4 protein-coding genes are annotated in these 3,460 nt (G+C 53.5%); 3 read left to right on the top strand and 1 reads right to left on the bottom strand.

Features of this window, described 5'->3' with window-relative positions; genetic code table 11:
* Window positions 1–63: 63 nt before the first annotated feature.
* A complete protein-coding gene (locus OGV71_RS02810; RefSeq protein WP_001067855.1) occupies window positions 64–768 on the top strand; it encodes an IS6-like element IS26 family transposase in 705 nt (234 codons plus the stop codon).
* Here the strand turns inward: OGV71_RS02810 and intI1 are convergent.
* Window positions 714–1,826: a class 1 integron integrase IntI1 gene (intI1, locus tag OGV71_RS02805; RefSeq protein ID WP_024166810.1), complete on the bottom strand. Its 1,113-nt coding sequence runs from the start codon at window positions 1,824–1,826 to the stop codon at window positions 714–716. The genes OGV71_RS02810 and intI1 overlap by 55 nt on opposite strands.
* A 155-nt stretch (window positions 1,827–1,981) precedes the next feature.
* Between intI1 and dfrA14 the strand changes: the two genes are divergently transcribed.
* Window positions 1,982–2,455 carry a trimethoprim-resistant dihydrofolate reductase DfrA14 gene (gene dfrA14 / locus OGV71_RS02800; RefSeq protein ID WP_004201280.1) on the top strand — a complete coding sequence of 158 codons (474 nt, stop codon included), beginning with the start codon at window positions 1,982–1,984 and terminating at the stop codon, window positions 2,453–2,455.
* A gap of 246 nt (window positions 2,456–2,701) precedes the next feature.
* Window positions 2,702–3,406 carry an IS6-like element IS26 family transposase gene (locus tag OGV71_RS02795; protein ID WP_001067855.1) on the top strand — a complete coding sequence of 235 codons (705 nt, stop codon included), beginning with the start codon at window positions 2,702–2,704 and terminating at the stop codon, window positions 3,404–3,406.
* Window positions 3,407–3,460 lie beyond the last annotated feature (54 nt).

Below are 3,460 nucleotides of genomic sequence, written 5' to 3'. Positions count from 1 at the left end.
GGCACTGTTGCAAATAGTCGGTGGTGATAAACTTATCATCCCCTTTTGCTGATGGAGCTGCACATGAACCCATTCAAAGGCCGGCATTTTCAGCGTGACATCATTCTGTGGGCCGTACGCTGGTACTGCAAATACGGCATCAGTTACCGTGAGCTGCAGGAGATGCTGGCTGAACGCGGAGTGAATGTCGATCACTCCACGATTTACCGCTGGGTTCAGCGTTATGCGCCTGAAATGGAAAAACGGCTGCGCTGGTACTGGCGTAACCCTTCCGATCTTTGCCCGTGGCACATGGATGAAACCTACGTGAAGGTCAATGGCCGCTGGGCGTATCTGTACCGGGCCGTCGACAGCCGGGGCCGCACTGTCGATTTTTATCTCTCCTCCCGTCGTAACAGCAAAGCTGCATACCGGTTTCTGGGTAAAATCCTCAACAACGTGAAGAAGTGGCAGATCCCGCGATTCATCAACACGGATAAAGCGCCCGCCTATGGTCGCGCGCTTGCTCTGCTCAAACGCGAAGGCCGGTGCCCGTCTGACGTTGAACACCGACAGATTAAGTACCGGAACAACGTGATTGAATGCGATCATGGCAAACTGAAACGGATAATCGGCGCCACGCTGGGATTTAAATCCATGAAGACGGCTTACGCCACCATCAAAGGTATTGAGGTGATGCGTGCACTACGCAAAGGCCAGGCCTCAGCATTTTATTATGGTGATCCCCTGGGCGAAATGCGCCTGGTAAGCAGAGTTTTTGAAATGTAAGGCCTTTGAATAAGACAAAAGGCTGCCTCATCGCTAACTTTGCAACAGTGCCCACTAGTGAGGGGCGGCAGCGCATCAAGCGGTGAGCGCACTCCGGCACCGCCAACTTTCAGCACATGCGTGTAAATCATCGTCGTAGAGACGTCGGAATGGCCGAGCAGATCCTGCACGGTTCGAATGTCGTAACCGCTGCGGAGCAAGGCCGTCGCGAACGAGTGGCGGAGGGTGTGCGGTGTGGCGGGCTTCGTGATGCCTGCTTGTTCTACGGCACGTTTGAAGGCGCGCTGAAAGGTCTGGTCATACATGTGATGGCGACGCACGACACCGCTCCGTGGATCGGTCGAATGCGTGTGCTGCGCAAAAACCCAGAACCACGGCCAGGAATGCCCGGCGCGCGGATACTTCCGCTCAAGGGCGTCGGGAAGCGCAACGCCGCTGCGGCCCTCGGCCTGGTCCTTCAGCCACCATGCCCGTGCACGCGACAGCTGCTCGCGCAGGCTGGGTGCCAAGCTCTCGGGTAACATCAAGGCCCGATCCTTGGAGCCCTTGCCCTCCCGCACGATGATCGTGCCGTGATCGAAATCCAGATCCTTGACCCGCAGTTGCAAACCCTCACTGATCCGCATGCCCGTTCCATACAGAAGCTGGGCGAACAAACGATGCTCGCCTTCCAGAAAACCGAGGATGCGAACCACTTCATCCGGGGTCAGCACCACCGGCAAGCGCCGCGACGGCCGAGGTCTTCCGATCTCCTGAAGCCAGGGCAGATCCGTGCACAGCACCTTGCCGTAGAAGAACAGCAAGGCCGCCAATGCCTGACGATGCGTGGAGACCGAAACCTTGCGCTCGTTCGCCAGCCAGGACAGAAATGCCTCGACTTCGCTGCTGCCCAAGGTTGCCGGGTGACGCACACCGTGGAAACGGATGAAGGCACGAACCCAGTGGACATAAGCCTGTTCGGTTCGTAAACTGTAATGCAAGTAGCGTATGCGCTCACGCAACTGGTCCAGAACCTTGACCGAACGCAGCGGTGGTAACGGCGCAGTGGCGGTTTTCATGGCTTGTTATGACTGTTTTTTTGTACAGTCTATGCCTCGGGCATCCAAGCAGCAAGCGCGTTACGCCGTGGGTCGATGTTTGATGTTATGGAGCAGCAACGATGTTACGCAGCAGGGCAGTCGCCCTAAAACAAAGTTAACCCAGGATGAGAACCTTGAAAGTATCATTGATGGCTGCGAAAGCGAAAAACGGCGTGATTGGTTGCGGTCCAGACATACCCTGGTCCGCGAAAGGGGAGCAGCTACTTTTTAAAGCATTGACCTACAATCAGTGGCTTCTGGTGGGTCGCAAGACGTTTGAATCTATGGGCGCACTCCCCAATAGGAAATACGCGGTCGTTACCCGCTCAGGTTGGACATCAAATGATGACAATGTAGTTGTATTTCAGTCAATCGAAGAGGCCATGGACAGGCTAGCTGAATTCACCGGTCACGTTATAGTGTCTGGTGGCGGAGAAATTTACCGAGAAACATTACCCATGGCCTCTACGCTCCACTTATCGACGATCGACATCGAGCCAGAGGGGGATGTTTTCTTCCCGAGTATTCCAAATACCTTCGAAGTTGTTTTTGAGCAACACTTTACTTCAAACATTAACTATTGCTATCAAATTTGGAAAAAGGGTTAACAAAGCTATGCAATCGACGGCAAAAAGCTTCGTTCGCTTCGCGCACTACGCCTTTTCCGCGATTGATAGCGACGTTATGTGAATATTGAAATGAGCATTCCAAAGAAAGGAAGTAGAAAAATTATCGTGGGCGAAAATGAGTTTTTGTGGCTCATTAGGTCAAAACTCACATATTCGCAGGACGGCACTGTTGCAAATAGTCGGTGGTGATAAACTTATCATCCCCTTTTGCTGATGGAGCTGCACATGAACCCATTCAAAGGCCGGCATTTTCAGCGTGACATCATTCTGTGGGCCGTACGCTGGTACTGCAAATACGGCATCAGTTACCGTGAGCTGCAGGAGATGCTGGCTGAACGCGGAGTGAATGTCGATCACTCCACGATTTACCGCTGGGTTCAGCGTTATGCGCCTGAAATGGAAAAACGGCTGCGCTGGTACTGGCGTAACCCTTCCGATCTTTGCCCGTGGCACATGGATGAAACCTACGTGAAGGTCAATGGCCGCTGGGCGTATCTGTACCGGGCCGTCGACAGCCGGGGCCGCACTGTCGATTTTTATCTCTCCTCCCGTCGTAACAGCAAAGCTGCATACCGGTTTCTGGGTAAAATCCTCAACAACGTGAAGAAGTGGCAGATCCCGCGATTCATCAACACGGATAAAGCGCCCGCCTATGGTCGCGCGCTTGCTCTGCTCAAACGCGAAGGCCGGTGCCCGTCTGACGTTGAACACCGACAGATTAAGTACCGGAACAACGTGATTGAATGCGATCATGGCAAACTGAAACGGATAATCGGCGCCACGCTGGGATTTAAATCCATGAAGACGGCTTACGCCACCATCAAAGGTATTGAGGTGATGCGTGCACTACGCAAAGGCCAGGCCTCAGCATTTTATTATGGTGATCCCCTGGGCGAAATGCGCCTGGTAAGCAGAGTTTTTGAAATGTAAGGCCTTTGAATAAGACAAAAGGCTGCCTCATCGCTAACTTTGCAACAGTGCCCA

It is taken from the genome of Citrobacter sp. Cf088, assembly GCF_030334295.1.
GTDB lineage: Bacteria > Pseudomonadota > Gammaproteobacteria > Enterobacterales > Enterobacteriaceae > Citrobacter > Citrobacter freundii.
This window is presented reverse-complemented; position numbering and strand designations above follow the sequence as displayed.

Bases quoted from the DNA above. Each gene is read 5' to 3' on its own strand.
- OGV71_RS02810 (WP_001067855.1), top strand. From the start codon at position 64: ATGAACCCATTCAAAGGCCGGCATTTTCAGCGTGACATCATTCTGTGG.
- intI1 (WP_024166810.1), bottom strand. From the start codon at position 1,826: ATGAAAACCGCCACTGCGCCGTTACCACCGCTGCGTTCGGTCAAGGTT.
- OGV71_RS02795 (WP_001067855.1), top strand. From the start codon at position 2,702: ATGAACCCATTCAAAGGCCGGCATTTTCAGCGTGACATCATTCTGTGG.